The sequence below is a fragment of the Zunongwangia profunda SM-A87 genome (assembly GCF_000023465.1).
GTDB lineage: Bacteria > Bacteroidota > Bacteroidia > Flavobacteriales > Flavobacteriaceae > Zunongwangia > Zunongwangia profunda.
Genome location: NC_014041.1, coordinates 1,624,961 through 1,645,732, shown reverse-complemented (window position 1 = coordinate 1,645,732; position 20,772 = coordinate 1,624,961). Strand labels below are relative to the sequence as shown.

The 20,772-nt window shown below is 35.6% G+C and carries 15 protein-coding genes, 1 pseudogene and 1 CRISPR repeat array (1 of these 17 running past the window's edge); of the genes and pseudogenes, 3 read left to right on the top strand and 13 right to left on the bottom strand.

Annotation, left to right across the window (positions count from 1 at the left end; translation table 11 throughout):
- Positions 1-3,472: a CRISPR direct-repeat array (repeat unit 37 nt; unit sequence GTTTCAATCCTAGTTGTTTGATGGAATGGTCTGGAAG); it reaches 2,123 nt to the left of the window's first position.
- 193 nt (positions 3,473-3,665) lie between these two features.
- The 10 genes from cas4 to ZPR_RS07260 all read right to left on the bottom strand — a co-directional run bounded on the left by cas4 (position 3,666) and on the right by ZPR_RS07260 (position 14,905).
- A complete protein-coding gene (gene cas4, locus ZPR_RS07305; RefSeq protein WP_041578762.1) occupies positions 3,666-4,241 on the bottom strand; it encodes a CRISPR-associated protein Cas4 in 576 nt (191 codons plus the stop codon).
- Positions 4,241-4,531: a CRISPR-associated endonuclease Cas2 gene (gene cas2, locus ZPR_RS07300; RefSeq protein ID WP_013071010.1), complete on the bottom strand. Its 291-nt coding sequence runs from the start codon at positions 4,529-4,531 to the stop codon at positions 4,241-4,243. The genes cas4 and cas2 overlap by 1 nt, the downstream gene beginning before the upstream one ends.
- Before the next feature lie 144 nt (positions 4,532-4,675).
- On the bottom strand, positions 4,676-5,674 hold the full coding sequence (gene cas1, locus ZPR_RS07295; RefSeq protein WP_041578761.1) for a CRISPR-associated endonuclease Cas1: 999 nt from the start codon (positions 5,672-5,674) through the stop codon (positions 4,676-4,678).
- Positions 5,674-6,360 carry a CRISPR-associated endonuclease Cas6 gene (locus ZPR_RS07290; RefSeq protein ID WP_013071008.1) on the bottom strand — a complete coding sequence of 229 codons (687 nt, stop codon included), beginning with the start codon at positions 6,358-6,360 and terminating at the stop codon, positions 5,674-5,676. The genes cas1 and ZPR_RS07290 overlap by 1 nt, the downstream gene beginning before the upstream one ends.
- A gap of 31 nt (positions 6,361-6,391) precedes the next feature.
- Positions 6,392-8,818, bottom strand: a complete 2,427-nt coding sequence (locus tag ZPR_RS07285; protein ID WP_013071007.1) for a CRISPR-associated helicase/endonuclease Cas3 — start codon at positions 8,816-8,818, stop codon at positions 6,392-6,394.
- Complete coding sequence (gene cas5 / locus ZPR_RS22470) at positions 8,815-9,615, bottom strand: CRISPR-associated protein Cas5 (RefSeq protein ID WP_013071006.1); 801 nt, start codon at positions 9,613-9,615, stop codon at positions 8,815-8,817. Before cas5 ends, ZPR_RS07285 begins: the two co-directional genes overlap by 4 nt.
- A 27-nt stretch (positions 9,616-9,642) precedes the next feature.
- Positions 9,643-10,656 carry a CRISPR-associated protein gene (locus tag ZPR_RS07275; protein WP_013071005.1) on the bottom strand — a complete coding sequence of 338 codons (1,014 nt, stop codon included), beginning with the start codon at positions 10,654-10,656 and terminating at the stop codon, positions 9,643-9,645.
- Positions 10,657-10,676: 20 nt separating this feature from the next.
- Positions 10,677-12,686 (bottom strand): TM1802 family CRISPR-associated protein, encoded by a 2,010-nt coding sequence (locus ZPR_RS07270; protein WP_013071004.1) that lies wholly within the window; start codon positions 12,684-12,686, stop codon positions 10,677-10,679.
- Positions 12,687-12,827: 141 nt separating this feature from the next.
- On the bottom strand, positions 12,828-13,160 hold the full coding sequence (locus ZPR_RS07265) for a helix-turn-helix domain-containing protein (protein ID WP_013071003.1): 333 nt from the start codon (positions 13,158-13,160) through the stop codon (positions 12,828-12,830).
- 20 nt (positions 13,161-13,180) lie between these two features.
- Positions 13,181-14,905 (bottom strand): HEPN domain-containing protein, encoded by a 1,725-nt coding sequence (locus ZPR_RS07260; RefSeq protein WP_041578760.1) that lies wholly within the window; start codon positions 14,903-14,905, stop codon positions 13,181-13,183.
- 143 nt (positions 14,906-15,048) lie between these two features.
- Here ZPR_RS07260 and ZPR_RS07255 point away from each other — a divergent pair, with 143 nt between their 5' ends.
- The 3 genes from ZPR_RS07255 (at position 15,049) to ZPR_RS07235 (ending at position 18,757) form a co-directional block, all read left to right on the top strand.
- Positions 15,049-15,264, top strand: a complete 216-nt coding sequence (locus ZPR_RS07255) for a helix-turn-helix domain-containing protein (RefSeq protein WP_041578759.1) — start codon at positions 15,049-15,051, stop codon at positions 15,262-15,264.
- A gap of 1,015 nt (positions 15,265-16,279) precedes the next feature.
- Positions 16,280-17,323 (top strand): TlpA family protein disulfide reductase, encoded by a 1,044-nt coding sequence (locus ZPR_RS07245; protein WP_013071001.1) that lies wholly within the window; start codon positions 16,280-16,282, stop codon positions 17,321-17,323.
- A gap of 274 nt (positions 17,324-17,597) precedes the next feature.
- A protein-coding gene (locus ZPR_RS07235; protein ID WP_086026154.1) for an IS3 family transposase occupies positions 17,598-18,757 on the top strand; the annotation gives its coding sequence in 2 pieces (ribosomal slippage) (positions 17,598-17,838 and positions 17,838-18,757; 1,161 coding nt in all).
- On the opposite strand, the pseudogene ZPR_RS07230 reads toward ZPR_RS07235, so the two are convergent.
- The 3 genes and pseudogenes from ZPR_RS07230 to ZPR_RS23680 all read right to left on the bottom strand — a co-directional run.
- A pseudogene (locus ZPR_RS07230) lies at positions 18,750-19,194 on the bottom strand (ATP-binding protein); the annotation flags it as partial. The gene ZPR_RS07235 and the pseudogene ZPR_RS07230 sit on opposite strands and share 8 nt — an antisense overlap.
- Positions 19,195-19,217: 23 nt before the next feature.
- Positions 19,218-19,835 (bottom strand): Mu transposase domain-containing protein, encoded by a 618-nt coding sequence (locus tag ZPR_RS23685; protein ID WP_233421378.1) that lies wholly within the window; start codon positions 19,833-19,835, stop codon positions 19,218-19,220.
- A complete protein-coding gene (locus ZPR_RS23680; protein WP_013070996.1) occupies positions 19,792-20,772 on the bottom strand; it encodes a DDE-type integrase/transposase/recombinase in 981 nt (326 codons plus the stop codon). The genes ZPR_RS23685 and ZPR_RS23680 overlap by 44 nt, the downstream gene beginning before the upstream one ends.

Below are 20,772 nucleotides of genomic sequence, written 5' to 3'. Positions count from 1 at the left end.
ATCCTAGTTTTTCGATGGAATGCTCTGGAAGCTTCTTTTCCTACAAAGTGCGTAGTAATGTTTTCATTATTTCAATCCTAGTTTTTCGATGGAATGCTCTGGAAGGGGAAACGCTCAAAAGATCAACGCCATCTTTGTTGTTGATTTCAATCCTAGTTTTTCAATGGAATGCTCTGGAAGAGAAATGGAAATGATCTATTTTAAGAACATTCAGAGTTTCAATCCTAGTTTTTCAATGGAATGCTCTGGAAGATTTAATGGGGAATGCCGATGCCAACAAATCTACCGTGTTTCAATCCTAGTTTTTCAATGGAATGCTCTGGAAGGTAATATTCAAATAAAACAATTACCGGAACAGCGAAGTTTCAATCCTAGTTTTTCAATGGAATGCTCTGGAAGAGTCATTTATGACCACCGCGTCAACCTTGATTCGATGTTTCAATCCTAGTTGTTTGATGGAATGGTCTGGAAGACACTTAGCAAAAGCTAAACATTCATCTTCAAAAGAAGTTTCAATCCTAGTTGTTTGATGGAATGGTCTGGAAGATTATCCTTATTACTATCTCCTTCAATTTGTTGTTCGTTTCAATCCTAGTTGTTTGATGGAATGGTCTGGAAGTTTATCATAGTACATTCTTGCATCGCCCCACCTCTTGTTTCAATCCTAGTTTTTCAATGGAATGCTCTGGAAGAAAAGCCGGAAAGCTTTGTTGAAACTACGGAATATCGTTTCAATCCTAGTTGTTTAATGGAATGGTCTGGAAGTCTTTAGAAGAAGGATCCGATTCACACATTATTTCGTTTCAATCCTAGTTGTTTAATGGAATGGTCTGGAAGTTTCATAATAATAAACTGTTTTTGCATATCGATCTTCGTTTCAATCCTAGTTGTTTAATGGAATGGTCTGGAAGTCCCAAGTAGCCGAAAGCTTGTTAGAGGCAAAAGAAGTTTCAATCCTAGTTGTTTGATGGAATGGTCTGGAAGAGGTTTCACTACCTTTGTCTACCGTTGCTTTACAGAGTTTCAATCCTAGTTGTTTGATGGAATGGTCTGGAAGAAAAACGTGAATAGTATGGAGACATTAACACCAATATGTTTCAATCCTAGTTGTTTGATGGAATGGTCTGGAAGTAACGGGGCTTTTAATATGTACTTACATCATAGTAGGTTTCAATCCTAGTTGTTTGATGGAATGGTCTGGAAGAGCTATTAAAGCAAAGAAACGATTTAATAGCGTTCCTGTTTCAATCCTAGTTGTTTGATGGAATGGTCTGGAAGTTGAGTTTAGGCCACGAAGAAACGAAGGCGTTACGGCGTTTCAATCCTAGTTGTTTGATGGAATGGTCTGGAAGCGGATCCACTCCCGTGGTTTCAAAATCAAAACTAACGTTTCAATCCTAGTTGTTTGATGGAATGGTCTGGAAGTATATACACTCAATGCAGACGCAAAAAACATATAAAGTTTCAATCCTAGTTGTTTGATGGAATGGTCTGGAAGGCATATAAAGCTACCGGCTAGAATAAGCGACGGCGTGTTTCAATCCTAGTTGTTTGATGGAATGGTCTGGAAGTTAGAAAAGGGAAAACAGTTTTATCCTAACTTATCGCGTTTCAATCCTAGTTGTTTGATGGAATGGTCTGGAAGACAACTTATCGATGATATTAATACAGAGCATAAAGGTTTCAATCCTAGTTGTTTGATGGAATGGTCTGGAAGCATAATATAAGTAGACTCCCTGTACTGCTTCGTTAGTTTCAATCCTAGTTGTTTGATGGAATGGTCTGGAAGTGGTCTACTTCTTCGAAAATAAATTTATCATCTAAGTTTCAATCCTAGTTGTTTGATGGAATGGTCTGGAAGAATCCCAATGCAAGCCCACCTATAGAACCTAACTTTTGTTTCAATCCTAGTTGTTTGATGGAATGGTCTGGAAGAGACCGCTAAGGATCTGGAAGAACAAAAAGAGCAACGTTTCAATCCTAGTTGTTTGATGGAATGGTCTGGAAGACCATGAGGTGCTTTTGATTAGGAAAGGCCGAAAAATGTTTCAATCCTAGTTGTTTGATGGAATGGTCTGGAAGCTGCGATTGTGAAGATATACCGTATCATAGAAGGGAGTTTCAATCCTAGTTGTTTGATGGAATGGTCTGGAAGAGTTATAGAAAATTTAAGAGCTCAAGAAGAAAAATAGTTTCAATCCTAGTTGTTTGATGGAATGGTCTGGAAGAAAAATAGTAGATTCGATAGAATTAGGAGAGATAGCGTTTCAATCCTAGTTGTTTGATGGAATGGTCTGGAAGTTCAACTTAAAAGCCGTAAAAAGTGGTAATATCTGGGTTTCAATCCTAGTTGTTTGATGGAATGGTCTGGAAGGGTTTTGTGGGAAACGGTTTTTGAAGAACGGTTTTGTTTCAATCCTAGTTGTTTGATGGAATGGTCTGGAAGATCTTCGTCTAGGTCTACTATTTCATCATCTAATTCGTTTCAATCCTAGTTGTTTGATGGAATGGTCTGGAAGATTTTGAAGCCCTGCAATATTTGATATAGCAAGTGTTTCGTTTCAATCCTAGTTGTTTGATGGAATGGTCTGGAAGGTTTGAGCATGCCATGAAGGAAGTTCAAACCATCTCGTTTCAATCCTAGTTGTTTGATGGAATGGTCTGGAAGTCCGAACCCCTTTGAAGGAGTGTTATATATTGTTTAAGTTTCAATCCTAGTTGTTTGATGGAATGGTCTGGAAGCTATTACAGAATATTCAAGGATAGAGAATAATCTTTGTTTCAATCCTAGTTGTTTGATGGAATGGTCTGGAAGATAATAATGAGAATAACAACGAACCAAACGTACACTGTTTCAATCCTAGTTGTTTGATGGAATGGTCTGGAAGAAAAAAATAGGAAAAGAAACCGGATTAACATTCAGATAGTTTCAATCCTAGTTGTTTGATGGAATGGTCTGGAAGATTAGATTCTTTGAACAAGATGCGGATAACGTACGGTTTCAATCCTAGTTGTTTGATGGAATGGTCTGGAAGTAGGACGCGGTGCACGGCCAACCGATAAGATATTGTTTCAATCCTAGTTGTTTGATGGAATGGTCTGGAAGTCTGTATTCAGGAAAATTAAAGCTGCCGTCAGCATTGGTTTCAATCCTAGTTGTTTGATGGAATGGTCTGGAAGATTACCTTATTTCTGTAAAAATTCAGCGCACACCTAGTTTCAATCCTAGTTGTTTGATGGAATGGTCTGGAAGTATATCGCCATCGTGGTCTTTGTTGCCAAATGCCGTGTTTCAATCCTAGTTGTTTGATGGAATGGTCTGGAAGTCCCAACTATTTAAACTATGATCTTCGGCAAACTTGGTTTCAATCCTAGTTGTTTGATGGAATGGTCTGGAAGTAACATATAATAATCGATAGGGCTTTCAAACGGGTCGTTTCAATCCTAGTTGTTTGATGGAATGGTCTGGAAGCCGATTCTTTGCCTTAATCCAGAAACGACAATGCTTAAAACGATATTCTCAATTTCTAAAACCTTATTTTTCAATATGTCAAAGAACGTAAAAACGGAAAAATAAGTAAATTTTCCGTATTCAAAAAGCCCCGTGTTCACTGACATAAGCGTAAAATTTTAAGCGATTAGAAATAAATTGACAGGCGGAATACTTATTTAATGCAGATATTCCGGTAGGTACAATTTACACATCTTTTCTTAAATGTTGTTGCTTTCGGAAATTTATTTTGCTCGATAATTACAAGCATTTTTTCCATACTTTCTTTTATTTCTGCTTTTGCAGCGAGCGGGATGGGGACTTCTATCAATTTATGTTTGCTTCGGGTATAAACCAAAAAGCCTTTTTTTACTTCAACTTGAAAGTTCTCTTCTATTAATACCGCATAACAGTAGAGTTGCTGTTTGTAGGTGTCGTAAACCCTATCTTTCCAATATGCAAATTTATAATCCAAGGGAGCAAAACTATTATCCCCTAACTCTAGCACCTCATCTATTTTTCCTCGTAAGCCCTCCACTCCCAAATACTGGTCTATCCATTTGTTTTTCACCCCGATTTTTTTGCGTAGATAGGCCTTATTCTGTTCCAACTTTTCGTTATGTATCTCCCTACCTCTAGTAACTTTGTAAAACTTGTCTTCGTATTGCGGAATACGGAGCACGTACTCGAAATAAGTGTATCGAGGACAATAGAGGTATTCGATAATTTGTGAAGGATAAAAGCTTTGCATTAGAAAAAAAGAGCTTTTACTTCATCGGTTACCAATTTATCATCAAAAGCCTGCCCGAGCATCGTACAATCTTTTAATTGTTCTTTATTCATCCGGAAAATATAGATCTTATCGGTGTCTTCATTAATTACTTTTTCAATTTGCAGCTCCAGGCTATCTTTTTCATTATCATTTAAGCTGCCTAAAAAACAAGAATACTGTACCCGATATAAGCCCGCGTGTTTACAAACTTTGGCGACGTAATTTCTGGCACTATTATTTTTAATGTCATATAAAACCCAAATAATCATCTTTTTACTTTTTTAATGGTTGAAAGACTAAATACTTCCATAGCTGAATGTTTCAATAATAGATGTCTTCTCTCATTCAAACATTTTCTCAGTCACTCATTATTTCATTTTTTTATTCAAACATTGTTTTATTTCACCATTACATTATTGCTTAGAAATCAAACTATTAGCGAAACGATGAGCTTCCAATTGAACTGCATTTAACCGGGTTTGTAATTTTCCTTTATAGCGTATTTTTTCACTATCTAAATATTCTAAATAAGGGGCGACAAAAAAGGCTTTTCCTTCTTCATTTAAAGAAACCCCTCCGGTAAATTCTGTAAAATAATTTTTGTTGATTTTTTTTCCGGTAAATAACCTAAATACAAAACGATCGGCATAGCTACGGTAAGGCTCTATAAAATCGAAAACCAGGCTTTTGGAGTTATAATCGTCCCTATGCATAAAACCCACAAAGGGATCAAGTCCTGCTAACATCAACGCTCGTTCTATACGACTGTATAAAATTCCGTAAGCATAATTAAGCATCGCATTAAATTCATCTTTTGCCGGACGAAAACTTCTTCCGTTAAAATTAAAATCTTTGGGCATACAAAGGGAAAGGGCATCAAAATATTGTCGGCCTGCAGAGCCTTCCCAGCCCCTAAAAGATTCATCAACTTCTTTGATGTCTGTAGCAGAAGATTGCATGATTTTTTCCCTGAAATTAAGGATGGCCTCAGATTTCTCTTCAAGGGGTGTATGTAAATTTTTACGATGTTTTTTTAAATCCTGAAGGAAATCTGCTTGATTCTCAAGCTTAACACTCAACCATTCTTTGATCCATTTTACGCCAACTTCGTTTAAAGAGGCTTTTAATTGTTCTTTACGTATTTTGGTGGTACTCCCTAATTTACTGTGCCAAAAACGTCCCATAGGATGCCCGTTGGTTTCTACAATCACGATATCGATATTGTGTTTTAGTGCCAGGGCGATAGCATCGGAAGTAAGGGCTGCACCTTTTGAAACGATAAAGGAAGTTACCTTGTGGGCAGCAATATGATTTACTTTAAAAGGTTGCTTCTTATCCTCACGCACTTTGATCTCAAACATATCGTCTTTAACGTGGAGGTAGGTACCGTATGTATTGATAAAAATTTGCATTAGGCGCGTATTAGGGTGCCAAAGCCACGGCTTACTGCCTTGCCCAGGCCAATCTCGGCAGGCAGGAGGGCATTGACCACAAAACTGCCGGAAAAGGCGATCATGCGGTTTTCTTTAAACAAGGTACTTTTTTCCTGAACCTGAACTTTTGCCATCAGGCGCTCGTTAGGGCTAAGTTCAATTCCTGTATTCCGAAAAAAGCTGAGTATATGGCCCACTAAAATCGCATTGAGCATGGCTTCTTTTTCGGCTTCTGTTTTTAAGTTTTGATATTTGGGATAGTTTTGTTGGTTTAGGGCCATCCAAAGCGTTTCAAACCTATATTGGTGCAATTGATCGCTATAGCCCGTCCTTTCATTGCGCATCTCAATATTTTTACTGCTGATAGGATAGGATTGCCCCGAAATATCCAATTCTTTAATTTTAAGAAAGAGTTGGGGTAATAAAGCAGCCCCTTCATTGATGCCGATTAGCGTGGGCACTTTATTGATTATTTTATATTGAACACTGGGGTATTTATACCGAAAACGGCCATCCTCATAATGATTGTGTAGGATGGGGGATTGCTGTTTAAACAAATTACCAAAATAGCCCCGCAGTTTATGGGCATCGCGGGTTTGTAATTTGATTTCCGGGAATTTGATGCGGCAAATTTGCAGTTCTTGAGTGGTGGTGGATGTTGTCATAAGTGCTCCTTGTTTTAGTGGATATTTTAATTTAGAAAGTATAAGCCATATTTTGCTCTTTTAAATCCCGGTTATAACCTGTTTCGACACTATACCGGGAACCTATTTCTTTTTTAGGCACAAGTAATATATTTTCCTCATATTCATTTACTGTTTCTAAATCTTCACAAAGGTATTTTGGTACGGAAATTACATGTTGCTGGAATTTTAATTTCCAATTCTTATTGTATTCTTTTCTGCTTATTTGGTTGGTAATCTTTTGGAGATACTTCTCTAAAACTTCGGAAGCATCTTCATCTGTTTCGATGAAAACTGCGGCATATCTATCAGATTCTTCAATGATGCGAAAGGCTGAAACGGGCAGTTCGCTTTTTTCGTCAGAATCATATTTTAATGTTTTCATAGATTTGAAAAAATTGCGTGCATCTCCAAAGGAGCTTTTGTCAGAAATTCCATCAAAATAGGTTGTAATCAACTCTAAATATTCTTTTTCATAGAAGCATTTTTTTTGCTCTAATGATTTTTTTGCCTGGATATATGTCAACCGCCCATAAACCATCATTGTTGCTTTAACGTCAAAATCTATGATATAAAGCGGGGAATGTGTTTTTTCAATAGTATTATTTCTGTTGATTCTACCCGCGACTTGAATGATGGAATCAATGGGGCCGATATCACGGAAGCCCATGTCAAAATCCAAATCCACTCCTGCTTCAACTACCTGGGTTGCAATTAAAATGGGAGCTTTATGATCTTGTATATCTTCTTTTATATTTTTTATTCGTTCAAGACGTTGGGCAGGAATTATATTAGTCGATAAATAATAAAGTGGATTTTCTAAATTGTTTTCTTCTAAATAGCTCCTGATCGTATCGAAAACTTCTATAGAACGTTTAACAGTATTACATACAATCAAGCAGGACTTTTCGGCATTCCACTTATTGACAAAAATGGAAGACACGAATTCTTGTATTCTACTTTCTTTTTCTTCCTTTAAATCATTTAAAAGTGGATGAATTGAGGTTCGTTTGAAAACCTCAAAAACTTCTTCATAATTAGTAAGCAGTTCCTTGGGATTAACTTGTTCACTTTCTGCGGTTAAAATTTCTTCTTGCGCCAGTTCAAAAATTTTAGGACGTGTAGCCGTCATTAGAATTATACGAGATTTTAAAAATTTTGACATATAAAACAAAACAGCCCCCAGCAACGGCATTTGATCCAGGCGAAGGGTTTGCACTTCATCGAGGATGATGATAGAATTTGCAAAATGGTTAAACTTTTTCAGTAACTTATTGCGGTTGCCGATGAGCGTTTCAAAAAACTGAACAAAAGAAGTGATTACTACATCGGCCTGCCACGTGTCTAGTGCCATTAATTTTTGATCATAACCCTGTTCTGCACCATCTACATTTTCTTTCTGGTCGTTTTTGCCAAAAATATCAGCATATTGATAATGTCCTAAGATGTTAATGTTTTGTGATTTTAATACTTTATCATATTCACTTAGCGCTTGTTCTATGATATTAATGAAAGGCAAAGCATAAATTATCCTGGCTTCTGCTCCTGAATTTTTCTTGATCTTATCTTTGAGTTTTAATGAGAAATCCAGTGCCGTCATTGTTTTTCCAATTCCGGTAGGTGCAGTTAAGGTAAAAACAAAGTGTTCTAAGATATCGGGTTGATCTAAGTTAGAAATGACAACTGCCCTACAGTAGTTCCGCAATTCGTTGTTGCCAAGTTGATTCAAATTTTTCTGCTGAAAATCAGGTTTTCCAAAACGATCATCAACAGAAGAGGGTTTAATCGGTTTTAATTGATAGGGAACAGTATCGGAAGCATCGATTTTATCTCCTTCTATCAATAAGGAGAACAAATAATTGATCAGGAAATAATCCTGAATGCAAGCGTATTTTTTACCCCAATACCTAAAACCCTTCCGCAGTTTTGTTTCTTCCGTATAGTAAACTAAATCCTGAAGTCTTTCAATTCCCAAATCTTTTTCAATGATTGGAAAATTCTGAACTAAATCCTCTTTTTGTTTATTTATTATTCTTTTTAAATCATCATCCAACTTAGAGGGAATCTGAAGTATGTCAATCAGAGGACTATGGTGTAAAAAAATAAGGTATAAGGATAGTAGTGCCTTTTTCTCATCTTTCTTTTCTAAATAATTATAGGCTACAAAACCTCCTAATCGCGCGTGTTGCTTTAATTTAAAGTCTATAGGATCTTGCTTTAAGAGATAATTTTGGAAATAGGAAGTGTATTTCCCTAAATCGTGAAAATCCACCACAACTGTTATCATTTCTTTCAGTTCCTTATCCGTATATCCTAAGGATAAGCCTTCGGCGAAATGAAATAAAGCTTTCTCCTTTACTCCATTTACATGAACGCGTAATTCTTTTGAGCCTTCTGTAATTTCATTTTCATTTAATTTACTGTGGGAATAATAGTTCATGCGTCCATAAATTGAATGTTCAGATCACCGGTATCATTTTTTAAAACATAATAAGAGCCCTTTAGCTTCACACTTAACGGATGGGGTGTAATAGAGAAAAGCAACCGGTTCATTTTGCGTACTTCCCGATTTCCGTTGGCTATAAAATCTCCAGGTAGCATATCTTCTTCTACAAAGTTGTAATTCTGAAATTCTTCTTTATCAAATTTTAAATCTTCTACAAGTTCCACAAGTACCGCAGAATGAATCTGAACATAGTCATCTGCGCTTCTCATATCTATTTGATTATCCTTAAAAACCTCAATGTCTGACAAGTTTGCTGTGAAATTTGCTGTTCCCAGCGTGATATTATAAACGGGGTCCTTTTCTAAAAAATGAGTTTTGATCGATTCGTAAACTGCTTTCCCATTATCACTCGCCTTTACAAATACCTGATAAGCTACATCAGCTTTAGCAAGATCCCAAGCAGTGATCACTTCAAATGGAGTTTGAATAGGGCCTCCTTCACCACGAAAATCGGAAGACCAGTTTTTAGCCATATCTCCCGTGCTTTTGATGCTCAGAAAATTAAGCCGGTGAAAACTTTTTTTCAACGGGTTGAGGACGCGGACGCCAATCTGAATATTTTCGGATGCCAAATCTTCGTAATATGAATCTTTGGCCCATCCCATTGCAGCAGCCACGATTCCCATAATGGTAGTGCGTGGCGGTATAGAAAAACTAAACGCAGTATTGTTGGCGTAATACTTTCTAAAATGCGCCATTTTTCCACTGATTTTAAAACTTAATATCTCCATAACAGTAGGTTTAAGGTGGAACTTCTGTTACAGTGAAAAATCAAAATCGGCCGAGGTTTTTAAAATTATTTCCTTGATTTTATGTTCCCCGCTTTTATCTTGGGCAATCAACGTTTTTAAAGCACTTAAATCAATTGATAAATCTTTGAATTTTCGCACTTGCTTATCGGTTATCCCCTCTTTGGGTTGAGTCTCAACAAAATTACGTAGATCACCAAATTGACCATTAGAAACTCCTTCGTTATAAACGATTTCCAGATAAAGTTTTGGATATTGATTTAATTTGGAGCGCGTGGGTGAAGCCGGGATGCTTTCCCAAATGGCTTTTCTGAATTCTAGAACATCATCAGTAGCAAGTCCGGTTGTTTTGGCGGCAGGGGCATTAATTGTTCCGTTAAAGCCCAGCAAACTGTAATGAACCCGGTAATCTTTACCAAATGTACTGCTGTCATCGTTCATAATCGTGACAATAGAACTGGAGTCTATTAACTCTACTTTATTAAATGAATAGCCCCAATTTAATTGAATAGGGCCGGTATATGCTTTAGTGAACCCACCAACAGCAAAGGCGCTGCCAAACATCCTGATATCAAGGAATTTTTCTTTTACCAAATAGGCCAACAGCTCATAGTTTACTTCTTTTTGCTTAAATTTTTTATCGGTAATAGTTTTCCACACACCTTCAGCATCTTTCTCCTTAGCGATTATTTCTTTGTAAACTTTTAACGCTTCAGAATCGTTTTCGAAAGCCTTTTCCAATTCGCCTTCGTTCTCAACAGTCCTCTTTACAACAGCCTTTAGCTTGCTGTCTACACTTACTTTAGAATCTCCTTCCATATCTACAAAAACAATTTCATCCTCGTTGCTTGCCTTTAGATAATCCCTGATGAAACGCTTAACGCGGGTATCAGTCACTAGGTTGGTTTTCGTATCATAATCCATTCTTGGTTTGTTTTCCTGATCGGGATCACCGTTTGGGTTACACTGAATGGCTTCATAAACAAATAGGAAATCGGAAGAGTTGGTAATGCTTGGTTTCATAATTTAATATTTTGATTGATTTAAAGTGTTTCTTCTACTTTTTCTATATTTTCTTGTTCTTCGCTTTCTTGGATACTTACGCGGAAGGAATACCCAGTAAGAACAAAGAATAAGGCTTCATTGGGATCCATATTCCAAGAATTGAATTTGAAATTATCTCCAAATTGGCCATTTAAAAATTTCACTTTACCAATCTGATTATGCTGGCGCGCTTTATTGATTAAATCATTACGCAATCGAAGTATGGAATTTCCGTCAAGACCATTAAAATTGACTAGGTGAATTACGGTTTTCTTGATTTGCTTTTTTAGCTGAATATTTTCTACGGCGTGAAGCATTCTTCCCAAATAAAACATTGCCTTTTGTTGACTTTTGTGGGTCATATCCATTTCAATAAAAAACTCATCAATGGCTTGGTCATATTTATTTTCAGGTTTTCCTTCGGTTGCGTTAGAAGTCGATTGTTCCATATCGATTAGATTTAGTTTTTTTAATAATTGAATAAAAGCGTGGTATTTGAAGACGCTATCTCTAATTGCCCATTTAAGATAATCTTGATTGTTTTTTTTACCGCTTTGCGAATAATCTTTAACATTGGTATAGCTTCTGTACCTTTCGTAGTAATGACATAAAATAAGCTCCGAAAAATAATCGAAAAGAAGTGAACCGTTTATCTTTCTGTTTTCAAGGATTGTTTTGAAAAGCTCTAGAGCCTTGTTCTTTTTTTCCTTGTCCTTTCGTATCGGGATTATTTGAAAAAGGGAATTAAAGTTAATCTTCCTTGAGCACCATTCATTTGTTGAGTAATCAAATTCCGTCATTATTTTATCCCAATCTATAAATTTTGCTTCTCTGAACTTCCAATCGATATCTGTAAATGTTTGTAGGATTTTGGAAAAATGAAAGCTGCTTACATCTTTGATAATTTCGGTTGATTTAAAGAATTTACCATCAGACTCAAAAGCAATAAAATTTATCCAAAATACTTGATCATCCAGTTCTAAATTGACGTTCTCGGCAAGCTCATTCAGGCGGTTAATGTTGAAAAGAAGGTCTGATTTCTTATGGATTCCTTCCAAAGCCATTTCTAAATCTACGTTCGAATTTTGTTGAAACTGAGGTAGAATGACATGTTCTAAGTTGGCAATTTTCACCCTATACCCGTGATTTAATAGATAATCTGAAGCATAATCCAATTTTTCTTGATTTTCTATACTAACCTGATAATTAATTGGAAATTTTTTTTTGTTAAATTGTGCTGCATAATTTTTGGTTTCTGTCACAAACATTTTGTTTAAGCTGTAACGGGTAGAAAGATTCAGCTCTTCCACATCTTCTCCTAATTCTCCACTAGCATAACAAAGCTTACTTTTTGTTTTTTTAGAATTCACACTTTTTTGATCTCCAAAAAAAGAATATTCCAAAAATGTCCTATAATCTGGAATATCAGCAAATAAAGTTGGTTCTCTATATCCGAATTCTTCTGATTTTAAAGAGATAGATAGAAAAATTATATTTTCGTTTTTTGCTAAATCAAAAGATTCATTGAGAGCACGAATATCAATTTGATTTGTAGAAGAATAAACGGTCTGATGAAGAAATTCTTCTTTTAAATCAAAAATTTTTGATAATATGAGCTTCAAGCTTTCAGAGAGCAGTGCTGAATTTTCCTTCTCAATAGCTTCGATAAGCTCTCCATTTTTTGTTTCTACCCCTTCTTTTCCAAAAAAGGACTGATTTATCCTTCCAAGTCTTTTAGACAGTCCAGCACTACATATTGCTTTACTATTAGAGCCTTTCATTTTATTTCCTAATGAATTTCTAACATCTTTCTCATCATACTCCCTTAACTTTTCCGAGCTGATAATTACTTCCATTGCATCCAAATCAAAAATAATAGGAAGTGTATAGTTGTTAATGGGATTACCTAGTTTATCTTTCCGTTCGGCTTTTGGATAATCCAAAAAACGATCCCATTTACTTTTCCCCTGGCTTTGCCATTCTCCAATCTTTAAAAGTGTTTGAAGCATATTTTTATTTAATAAAAGCGATTAATTGATTCCCTAAATGTTGAGTAGAAAGTTACCAATAATTTTTATAATTATTTTACGTATAACCGTAAAAGCTCCTGAACAGGTTAATTTATCCCTACATGAATTTTCAAAATAAGTTTATCTATGCTTTTCAGCTACTAAGAGTCGCTCATACAATTCTATGATTTTTTCTACTGCATTAAAATGAAGAGTGCTAGAATTCTGAACGTTCTCCACTATTTGATTTAAAAGATGTTGTTTAGACAGATTAATAATCACCTGTTTATCCACCGCTAAAACATTCGCTATTTGTTCCAGTCGTTCTTCTGAAATTTCAGCGCTGTTTTCAATCGAGGAAACACTTTGTTGGCTAATCCCAAGTTCCATAGCAAGTGTGGATTGTTTCATTTCTCTTAGCTCCCTAATGAAACTAATATTCTTTCCGAGATGTGGCTTATCATTCTTTTCCATGCTCTCAAATTTTCATTAACCTAACTGTTGACCTTATTAAAGCAATTGTCTATAGAAACATATCGCTGAAAGGCCATAATTTTAATATCCTCTAATCGTTTATCAGCCACTTTATTTGTTTCCTGCATAAACTCCAAGCAAGCTGAAAATAACTCATCCATATCTTTATAATCAAAATTGTAAGGTAATGGAGTAAGCATATATTGCGGGGCATTTCTAATACCTTCAAGTATTCCGGAATTTTTGAAATTGCCGAACTTAAATACCGCTGTCGTATGATTTGAAAAATGATTGATCAAATTAACCAAATAGGAAATGTCGGTTTCTATAGGTCTTAAGTTCCAAAACAAATCCAATAACCCTAAACAAATCTGAACAATAAGCTGATAACTAAGAAATAAGTAAGTAGCATGATCTTCTTTTTCTTCAACATCGCGCATTAATGAGACTATAAATTCTGCGCGATTTTTACGTACTAACCACTCAGCAGTTTTAGTATAATATTCCACAGGAAAAAAATATTCCCTATTGTTCTCATCCCTAAACAGTTGTTTATTTAAAGAATAGAGTCTATTCTCTGACTTTAAAAGGTATTCTAAGTAGGTACCTCCTTCATCTATCTTTATAGCGACATTACTTATATCATCAAGTAAAATGTAAGTTTTAAATTGATCTTGAAAATGATGATCCAGTTCTATCATCAAATCATTTTCACTTTTATTAAGAGGTTCGCTAGTGATGATTAATAAGGTCTGTTTGTACAGGGCTTCCTGTCCATCTAACCAGGAAATACATTTGTTATAAGGCAAATCAGCACTCAGAGCTCCGTTAATGTTATATATGGAATGTATAGGATAATTAGTAACTAAATAGTCTATTAAAGTGTGTTGAGTTGTATTAATATCCTGAAAATTGCTCTTTTTTATGTGGGATGTAGAGGCATTAATAATGCTTGAACAATTTTCATATTGCCGATCAAATACATACTGCGTCAAATAAAACATTTTCTGAAAACAGGCGAATATTAACTTCAGTTGAGCTTTATCGATATGGAAGTTTGTGGTATATCTTGAAGCATTATAAGCCCGATCTAAATTCTCAATAAACTCCTGATGATTGCCCCGGTCATCGATAAATAAAGATCGGATATTCGGTATCAATAGTTCTAAATATTCGATATGTGCCTTTAAACTATGGTTAATCAAAGCTTTTCCACAGAGAAAATGTTCTAAGCTTCGAAAGCTTAATTCGATGGATTGATGAAGGCCAAAGCTTGTATATGCGTTGATTTTTCCTTTGTACGTGAATTTTGCATCACCAATAAAATCTATAATCTTTAATTGCTCCTTTCGAAAATTTGCTTTTGATATACTTAAATAATGTGCAGGTTCAATTTTATTAAGAATGTCAGGAATTGGTGGACTACCATAAATAATCTTACCAAAGTAAATATGAAGAAGTGCATAACTATTAAAATTTGCTATGCTATTCTTTAATTGTCGCTCTTTAAATATTTGGATATTAAATTCTGAATATTCATTCTGAATTTTCTTTATAGCAATAAACTGTTCTTCTTTAAACAGAATTTGCTCATCATAAATGACGTTTATAAAATATGCTTTAGTATCATCTATGGAAACTTCTGAAAAATAAATACTGATCATTTCTGCTACTGAAAGCAACCGACTCTTTAGTTCTTCAATCTTATTTTTCACTGCTAAGGTGGAGTTTTTAAATGTTCTCATGTTTAATGGTTTTATAAAATAACACACTTGTATAGAATATCTATACTAATGTATAGTAAAACAATCTATTTTCAAAACACTCGTATAGAAATTTAAAACATTCGTCTCTGATTTCTACATTTATATAAGTAAATGATGGACAAATGACACCACTAGGATTATATTTAGCACGTAGATCGGTTAATAAAGCTGAAGTAGCTAGAAGAACAGGAATAAGTAAATCTCGGCTAAGTCAATTGAGTTCAAATGAGACAACTAAGCTTCGTGCAGACGAAGTATATTTAATAGCCTTAGCTATTAATGTTAACCCTTGTGAAGTATTGGAAGAAGTTTGTAAAGACATTAAACTTCCAAATTAAGATTACCGTTACTTCCAATAGAATTTTCCAGTTAAAATAATCATTCAAGATAGGTTTCTGTGACCATAATCTTGTTTCTGCCATATGTTCAACGAAAAAAAGAGATGGTATCAGAATAGTAATTACGACGTAAGAGGTCTAATATCAAGGTTTAGATAATATTTTAGGAATCGGTTGTCATTAATAATAATCATTATGAATAAATTTAAAAACTTTATTGGGATCGATATTTCAAAAGAGTATTTCGATGCTACAATTTTAACCGATTAAAAGCAAACCATACACAGTCCGTATATACGGGGCTCTTATACGTCGATTCATTATCCGTCTTTTCAATCGCTCTTTACACCAATTTAAACTATTCCATACTTTATGCAATAGGCAACACGCTTTCTAGGGAATGGGTCACCCATTAAAGAAAATCTATGCTCCTATTCTAATTTCCGAAACGACGATGTTCAGTGCTTCCCCATTTGTGAGAAATGTGCAATATTTTATACCTCGTTACTTTGGGACACTGACTTTGGCTGATTTCTCCACTTAGCCAACACGTGGCTTCCCAATGCGGCAGGCTGGCCCGTACGCTAAAAATGTCTGCAAGACATTTTCTTTACACTCCGTCCTCCAGGTAAGAACATCTTCCCCGCCTGTCGGCGGACAGGTTTCCCTTGATTCCTGCCAGATCTACTACTTCGTTGCAATAGCGGGTAGGGATGTAATGGGGTCTTATGACTAAAAGGGGAATAAAGCACCTTCAGCTGGTTTTGGACTCATCGTAATGGCCTATAATTTAAGGAAATTGTTCAATCGTAAAATTGATTTTCAGCTACTCCTCGAAGCGTTGTTTTCAACCTTTAAGAAGTATACAAAAGCCTATCTAGAACGAAATAAGGCTTTTACCGAATCACAACAGAATAATACTGATCATAGTACAAATGTTGCTTTACATCCTAATTTCAACTATTTTTAAACTATTATCAGCTAGTTTTGAGACAGACGGCCTTTGTAAACAATTATGAAAAAAATACTTTTCTTATCATTAGCATTCTTGATTTTCAGTTGTAAATCTGAATTGAAAAAAGAAAATAATGATTTAGCTGACTTCAATCTTTATCTTCAGACAAAAGAAGAGATTGACACCATTATGATTACTGATATCAGTCAAAATAGGGAAGTTCATAAAATAGCATACAAAGACACTATCAAAATCAATTTTAAGGACAGTATCAATGATTTATACAATGTTTGGTTCTTTAAAAATGGGAAAATGGTTTCAAGTCCAATGCAGTATAGCCAATTATGGCTTAATGGAAAGAATATTGAGATTAAAGGTACAATAGATAAAAAACTTATAATTGACACCATCATAGGTTCTGATTTATACTACAATACTAAAAGATATCAGACGGAATATAAGAGCCTCTATAAAACAAATGCAGATAGTTCAGAAATAAATACGTTTCTTTTAAAAAATATTCAGGATAATTTTGACAACCCCTTCTCTTTACCTATAATGTCGACCTATATTTTTAGAAATCAAAATAATAAATCCAAATTAAAAGAACTTCATCAGTTAGTAAACAAACAAAGTGATTTATTAAAAAATCATAGTTTTTTTAATTATCACAAAGAGCTTGAAAAAAAATTAAGAATTACTGAATTAGACATTCACAGTTTTTCTTTTTACAATCTTAAAAATGATATTGTAAAACTAAATTTTGTGAAAGACAAAACATACCTAATCGACCTTTGGTTTGCCAATTGTCCACCTTGCGTTAAAGACCATAAAGTAATTTCTAAAAAACTAAACTTTTTAGAAAACAACAATATTGAATTGATTGGAATCTCAATCGATAAAGAACACTCAAAATGGAAAAATTATTTAAAAACCAACCAGTATAATTGGAAAAATGTCAGACAAATTGATTCATTAAAAACAATTACTCAAGAATTGGGAATTTCAGCATTTCCTACCTATTTATTAATTGATAATGGTCGTGAAATTAAAATTACATTTAATGCATTTGAGGAAATAGAAAACTATTTAACTGAAAAATAACTATTTACAATAATGATAATGAAGTCCCCCTGTTTGTTAGGACAGCTTAGCTGCTAAATTATGTTCTATTTTTCAGTTATTATGCAGCTTTTCTTTCTTGTTTTAAATATAGGTGGCTATTTCGGAGTGATGGTGCCAGCTGTTTCGGTCAAACAGTGCCACTTTAAAAGATACTGCAATTATATATAAAATTAATGTTACTGGTTTGGAGTAGCTACCTTTATTGGGACACAAAATTTAAGACCTTTTGTTATAAAACAAATATCTTAGAAACATGAAAAAACGCTATTACAGTCCCGAATTAAAGGAGCAGGCAGTTCGATTAAGCTACCAGCGGGAAAATATTAAAGAATTAGCTGACGAATTAGGCATAGAAGTCCAAAGGATCTATAAATGGCGCAAGGCAGCCCAAACAACTACCTTACCTAAGCCGGAAAGGCCCATACCCGATGATACGCTAGAGATTAAAAGGTTACGCAAAGCCCTTAAAGAAAAAGAACTTGAACTCGAAATATTAAAAAAGGCCGTACACATCTTCTCCAAGAGCGATGGGAAATCTATGGATTTATAGCTAGTTATAGACATTTATATTCTATCGAGAAAATGTGTAAGGTTTTTAAAGTAAGTAGGAGTAGTTTTTATAGATGGTACACGGCCGGTCCATCAAAACGAGTATTGGAATATAGCTTGTTTACAGATTTGATTAAAAAGGAATTTGACTTGAGTAAACATCGGTATGGTGCTACTAGAATAGCAGCACAACTAAAACGTAAAGGGTACGGTATATCCAGAGGAAGAGTAGCTAAAATTATGAAAGCGAACCACTGGTTTAGTAAACATAAAAAGAAATTTAGAGTAACTACAGATTCCAATCATGGTTATGTTGTTTGTAGAAATTTACTCAACAGAGACTTTAATCCCGGTAGGTTAAATGCAACTTGGGTAAGTGATATTACTTATATTCCAACCCATCAAGGCTGGTTGTACCTAACCACTATTATTGATTTATTTGACAGACAAGTAATTGGTTGGTCATTGAGTACAAACTTGCACACCGACCAAACCATTATTCCTGCATGGAAAATGGCTGTAAGTAAACGCAAAATAAACATGGATTTAATTTTTCATTCAGACAGAGGTATACAATATGCTTCAAAAACATTTAGAACAATTATAAAATCTAATCCTTTGGTAACCCGATCTATGAGTAGAAAGGGAAATTGTTGGGATAATTCTGTGGCTGAGTCTTTCTTTAAAACCTTAAAAGTAGAACTTATTTACGATGATAATTTTAAAACTATAGAACAGGCTAAAACCAGTATTTTTGAATACATTGAAATATGGTATAACAGAAAACGATTACACTCTTATTTGGGATATAAAACCCCTTGTGAAATGGAACAAGAATTTTATCAATTTAATAATGTAGCATAAGTCTTAAAAATAGTGTCCCACTTTTTGTTGCTAGTCCAGTGTATATGGTTTTGTATTCCATCATACACCCCTGATGCCCTAAAGCCTGAGCTAAATAACTTTTACCTACTCCTGAAGCACCGGTAAGGATGATGTTTTCTTTTCTGGTTATAAAATCCAGACTGCCTAATCGAGCAAACATATTCTTATCCAGATTCCGGTTCTGGGAGTAGTTAATGTCAGCCAGACTGGCCTGTTGTTTAAATCCCGCCTGTTTTAAAAGCCTTTCTATCTTACGGTTGTGTCGGTCTTCCCACTGGTGATCGGTCAATAATGCCAGATATTCATCGGCAGTGATCCCGGCTATGCGGTTGTCTTTAAGATGTTGCAAGGTGCAGCTGAGCCATAGCCCCTAGTCGCATTTCTTTTAATTTTTCAATAGTCTGATTGTTGTTCATAGTTACTGTTTTTAAAGGTTAGATTACTGATAAGCTGAAGCACCGCGTATGTTAGTATGCTTCGGTATATGTGTTTTATTTTCTTCCAGATCCTGATAGAACAGGGAGCTCTTGTCCAGATTGTTTTTCAGGATGTTCTTGATGCGCTGATAGGTGGCTGCATCTGCTTGTAAAGCTCTTTTACAGGCATTGTCCAGCCGCTGGGAGCCGTAGGATTTATGGAGCTGAATAAGCCCCATAGCACGCTTATACCCTATTTCAGGATAATCTACCGCAGTGATTATTTTTTCGACACAATCCACCACGTGCTTCCCGTGCAAGGCTGCTTTCTTTTTAAAGAATTCAGGACTCCAGTCGCTATAGTATTTATGGGTGCTGCTCAGGTGTTCTTTGTTAGTATTATAACTGCCTTTTGAGGGGTTGCGCTGATGCAGGGCGATGCGTTGATAGTGGTAATACACTTCAACTAAAGAACGGGTGTAATGCAAGGTGGTTTCCTTTCCTATGTAGCGATAGGGCACGCTGTAATAGCTTTTATCCGGGGAGAAGTACACATAGCCTATTTTCTGAACCTTTGCCCTTCGGTAGCTTTTTAATTCATAAGCTGTCTCTGGAAGGGGCTTCAAGTATTCCTGCTCCACGGATTGGAATAGTTCCCTGCGACTGGACTCCTTGCGGGAGAACAATAAGTTGTTGTAATGCCCCAGCTGCTTTTTTATCTCCCTGTTGAGTTCTTCTATAGAGAAGAAGCTCATCTTGCGCATAGGATAATAGATCCGTTGATAGGCCAGGTTTACGGCATTCTCTACTAAAGCCTTGTCCTGTGGAGCATAGCCTCCGGGTGGGGTTGATCACACAGTTGTAATGCCGGGCAAAGTCTTTAAAACTTCGGTTGATCTCGGGCTCATACCTGCTGGCACGGTTAACAGCTGATTTTAGGTTGTCAGAGACAATCGCTTTAGGTACCCCGCCATAAAAGTGTAAAGTGTTACGGCAACAGTTGATCAGCTCATCGCGTTTCTGACTTTTGCAAGCCTCTACATAGGTGTAATGACTGTTGGGCAAAATAGCTACAAACACCTCGACAGGAATTAATTCCCCGGTTTGTTTGTCAATAATGTGAAGCTTTTTACCGGCAAAATCAATGAAGAGTTCCTTGCCGGGGTCGTGCTCAAGCTTCATCGAGCCTTTGATTTTAGCATATTTACGGCGGTAATGCTCCATAAACTGTGTATAGCCATATGGGTTTTTAGACTGGGAGACATACTCCTGATAATGATATAAAAAGGTAAACCCGGGATGGTTACGGGCTTGGTTAAGCTCCTTAAAATAGAGCATCAGCTCTTGATACCGGGAGTTGTCAATAGTGCTGTGGGAGGGAAAAAGTTTATCTAAGGTTGCATTATCAAGGGTCAGCAACTCTTTAAGAGCATAGTCACTAACGCTAAACAAACGCATATAGGTGTTTACCGTATTGCGGGAGATCCCAAGGGTGGCTCCAATTTTACGGTTACTAAACCCATCGAGGTGTAAGGATATTATCTGTTTTAAGTCCATTGGATCAAGTGTGTTGGCCAT

Excerpts from the sequence above, each read along its gene's own strand:
- cas4 (WP_041578762.1), bottom strand. The coding sequence starts at position 4,241 with ATGCAAAGCTTTTATCCTTCACAAATTATCGAATACCTCTATTGTCCT.
- cas2 (WP_013071010.1), bottom strand. The coding sequence starts at position 4,531 with ATGATTATTTGGGTTTTATATGACATTAAAAATAATAGTGCCAGAAAT.
- cas1 (WP_041578761.1), bottom strand. The coding sequence starts at position 5,674 with ATGCAAATTTTTATCAATACATACGGTACCTACCTCCACGTTAAAGAC.
- ZPR_RS07290 (WP_013071008.1), bottom strand. The coding sequence starts at position 6,360 with ATGACAACATCCACCACCACTCAAGAACTGCAAATTTGCCGCATCAAA.
- ZPR_RS07285 (WP_013071007.1), bottom strand. The coding sequence starts at position 8,818 with ATGAACTATTATTCCCACAGTAAATTAAATGAAAATGAAATTACAGAA.
- cas5 (WP_013071006.1), bottom strand. The coding sequence starts at position 9,615 with ATGGAGATATTAAGTTTTAAAATCAGTGGAAAAATGGCGCATTTTAGA.
- ZPR_RS07275 (WP_013071005.1), bottom strand. The coding sequence starts at position 10,656 with ATGAAACCAAGCATTACCAACTCTTCCGATTTCCTATTTGTTTATGAA.
- ZPR_RS07270 (WP_013071004.1), bottom strand. The coding sequence starts at position 12,686 with ATGCTTCAAACACTTTTAAAGATTGGAGAATGGCAAAGCCAGGGGAAA.
- ZPR_RS07265 (WP_013071003.1), bottom strand. The coding sequence starts at position 13,160 with ATGGAAAAGAATGATAAGCCACATCTCGGAAAGAATATTAGTTTCATT.
- ZPR_RS07260 (WP_041578760.1), bottom strand. The coding sequence starts at position 14,905 with ATGAGAACATTTAAAAACTCCACCTTAGCAGTGAAAAATAAGATTGAA.
- ZPR_RS07255 (WP_041578759.1), top strand. The coding sequence starts at position 15,049 with ATGACACCACTAGGATTATATTTAGCACGTAGATCGGTTAATAAAGCT.
- ZPR_RS07245 (WP_013071001.1), top strand. The coding sequence starts at position 16,280 with ATGAAAAAAATACTTTTCTTATCATTAGCATTCTTGATTTTCAGTTGT.
- ZPR_RS23680 (WP_013070996.1), bottom strand. The coding sequence starts at position 20,772 with ATGGCCAACACACTTGATCCAATGGACTTAAAACAGATAATATCCTTA.